The 3,156-nt window shown below is 32.4% G+C and carries 2 protein-coding genes and 1 pseudogene; all 3 read right to left on the reverse strand.

The genetic code is table 11. The annotated features are described in order from the left end of the window. Positions 1 to 538 precede the first annotated feature (538 nt). Positions 539 to 1,417: a tyrosine-type recombinase/integrase gene (locus ACOOWA_RS18030; protein ID WP_421372237.1), complete on the reverse strand. Its 879-nt coding sequence runs from the start codon at positions 1,415 to 1,417 to the stop codon at positions 539 to 541. Beyond that, the gene (locus tag ACOOWA_RS18035; RefSeq protein ID WP_421372235.1) at positions 1,414 to 2,196 is read right to left on the reverse strand and encodes a tyrosine-type recombinase/integrase; all 783 of its coding nucleotides are present in this window, start codon (positions 2,194 to 2,196) and stop codon (positions 1,414 to 1,416) included. Before ACOOWA_RS18035 ends, ACOOWA_RS18030 begins: the two co-directional genes overlap by 4 nt. Positions 2,197 to 2,354: 158 nt before the next feature. After that, positions 2,355 to 3,156 (reverse strand): annotated as a pseudogene (locus tag ACOOWA_RS18040) (hypothetical protein); the annotation flags it as partial.

Here is a 3,156-nt window from a genome sequence, read left to right on the forward strand (position 1 = left end):
TAATCATACATTCCGTAGTCTACACTACTTTTCAAGATTTCTCTACTCAAGTTTTTCTTGCGCGAGGCTTTTCACTGTGAACTTCTTCGCTTGCTCGCTTTTCTCAAAAGTACAGTTTTTTCTTTTCAATTGAAAAAAAAATTATGGGTTTCGATTGCTAAAATTTCAATTGAAAAAGAAAAGTTGTTTCGTTGTCGGTGTTGTTGTAAAATGTTAAAATGTGGGTAAAATAGTGGTGGGATTCAGCGCCGGCTTTATCCACATTTTAATATTTTTCGTTGTATTAGAGACGAAAAAGTCGGCGAAGGGAGATTCGTGGGTTTCGGTAGTTTGATGGACTAAAATTTCTGTCGGAGAACTTTCAGAGCGTTGGCTGCGCAGTGCTCTGCACGAAGCAAAGGAAAGCATTTTACATAATCCCAAATTATAGGCAAAAATGCGGTTGGCTTGCCTGTAACGTAGCTTCAGCGGAGTGGAAGGCAACGTTTGGCGATGGCAATTTGCGTATAATTTTGATTATGTAATTTGCTGTGGCGTTTCAGGACAGATATTTCTCGATTTCCTGTTTCAGATTTTCGAGCTCGGTTTGGTTAAAATATTCCAGGCTTCTTAAATATCTAAATCCTGATTTGTACTGAACTTCTCTTAAATTATATTGTTTCAGCCAGAGATTTATTCTGCTGTTTCTGATGAGTTGTAAATTTTCGATATTAATCTGTTTCCGGATTTGTTTAGTGATGCTGCTAAATTTTGTTTTCTCACTGACAATAAATAACTTATCTGTTTCTTTTACCGTTTTTGAGATTTGTAATAATTCGGTTCTTACTTCATTCATGTATTTGTAAAGCTCTAATATTTGTGATGCTTTCAATGGCAAGATTCTTTCTTTTAACCGGCTTTCTGTGGCTTGTGGAACTTTTATAATTCCTTTTTGTAAATCAATATCTTTTACTTTCAGTTCTCTTAAACATCCCGAACTTAATCCCTGATAAATTAATAATCCTACAATAACTCTGTTGCGTTTTCCAAATAATTCAAACTGTCCTTTTTTATATTTTCTTTCTCTAAATTCTTTTTCAATATTCTGTAATTCTTCTTCTGTTAAAAATCCTGTAATGAGTGGTTTCTTCGCTGTTTTTATTCTAAAATTTTTTAGCGGATGATCTTTTCTTTTTCCTGTAAACTGTAAATATTCAAAGTATTGTTCTATGGTTTTGAGCTGATTATTAATCGTAATTAATGTATATTTTTTCTGCTGTAATTCTATAATCTTTAATAGTTCCTGAGTGTTTATTTTATCAAAATCCTGTTTCCCGGAACATAGATTTTTCCATAGTAAAACCTGCTTTTCCTTTTCTGTAATTGTGTTTTCGGTATAATGATAATTGTCTTTTAAATACTGTAAAAATTCATTCATAAATGGGTGTATCTCTGTGTACTTTCTAAACTTCTGTGTCCTAAAAATCTACTTACTTTTTCGAGTTCCATTCCGTTTTTCAGTAAATGGGTTGCAATACTGTGACGTAATAAATGTGGATATATTTTCTTTGTAATACTGCTTTTCTCTGTGATTTTCTCTACAATAAACTCTATTCCGGAAGTCGTTAAATTTCCCTTTAATCCCTGTAAAAAACATTCTCCTTTACCTTCTCTTATCTGTACATAATCTGTAAATATTTCTAAAGCTTTGTGATAGATCGGGACTTCTCTCTGATAACCTGTTTTAGATTTTCTTATGAGTACTTTTGCATTTTCTAAATCTACATCTGCGAGTAATAATTCTGCCGCTTCTCCTGCTCTTAATCCTAAATAATATAAGCAGCATAAAGCTGCTTTATCTCTCGTGTTGGTCGTGCTTTCAAGCAGGATTTGTATTTCCTCCGGACTTAATATTTCTATCGGTTTAATCTCCTTCTGAAACGTTTTACAGATGATAAGATCGGTTTCTTTCTGTTCTATGTTTTTCAGGTAATCTTTATAGATTTTTAATGCAAATAAATGGTTGTTGATGGTGTTGATACTCAAGTTTTTCCCGGTATATGTTTTATGCTTTCTCTGTTTTAAATAACCAATATATTCAGACGGTAAATTTCCTTTTTCTATATATCTTAAATGTTCTTTAACCATTGATAAAATCCCATAGACATTCTTTTTCTGATAGTTTCTAAGCTCTAAATATCTTCTAAATTCTTCCATGATTTACTAAGTATGATGGTTTTGCTTACTCAATATTTTAAATTTTGGGTCACCAAATAATTTATAATTGATAAATGATTAATAATAAGTGACTTATACAATCGTAGGTGTTTATTCTCGTGAACCATTGGCGAACCACTGTGACCCAAACCTATTTTTTATTTAGTCTTAAGTTCCTTAGTCTGCTTCAGTAAATAGTCTTTTATTTCTGCTCTAAGCTTCTGATAATTATCCCAATAACTTACCTTATAGCGGATTCCTGTATTATTAAATCCTCCAACCTGCTTAATATATTCCAGCTCTAAAAGTGTATTGATATACCGCTGTAACTGCGTTTTTGATAGATTAAATTCTTGTCTTATTTCTCTTTGTATAAAGTCTTTTTCAGCACTTTTTATAAACTTCTTCAATCTTTCAAAAAACTGTCTCAGACTTCCGTCTAATTCATCAACCTTTAAAACAATGCTCTCAAACAATACTTCTGTAGCCTGTTCTATATCTTCGATTTCAGTTATGAGATACGAGTTTCGGGTTTCGCGTTGATACTGATTTAAAAAGGTAACTTGTTTAATAACCGCTTGATACATTTCGTTGAGTCTCCTTATTTTATGAACCTTCTCAGGAAGATTCAGTTTTGTTGCATACGGATTGATCACTTCGTAATGCTTTAAATTTCTGACTAATTTCTGTATAAAACCGATTGCTTTCTCTTGCTCGTTTCTGTCGATTTCCCCTGCATTTCTCATGTTCTGATATTGGATGATTCTCTGTGTTTGTTCTTTGCTTTCATCAACTGCCAATAAAAAACTTCTGCTCATATTATCCTCATACGTTTCTCCTTTCGTGGTTGCTGATAAAGAACTGAACTGACCTTTCACGATTTTATGAGAAGATTTATTATTTCCCTTTTTATCTTTGATAGTAACCGAACTTCTTAATACCTGGTTTGATATAAATTCT

The sequence above is a fragment of the Chryseobacterium sp. GP-SGM7 genome, assembly GCF_049166575.1.
GTDB lineage: Bacteria > Bacteroidota > Bacteroidia > Flavobacteriales > Weeksellaceae > Chryseobacterium.

Excerpts from the sequence above, each read along its gene's own strand:
- ACOOWA_RS18030 (WP_421372237.1), bottom strand. The coding sequence starts at position 1,417 with ATGAATGAATTTTTACAGTATTTAAAAGACAATTATCATTATACCGAA.
- ACOOWA_RS18035 (WP_421372235.1), bottom strand. The coding sequence starts at position 2,196 with ATGGAAGAATTTAGAAGATATTTAGAGCTTAGAAACTATCAGAAAAAG.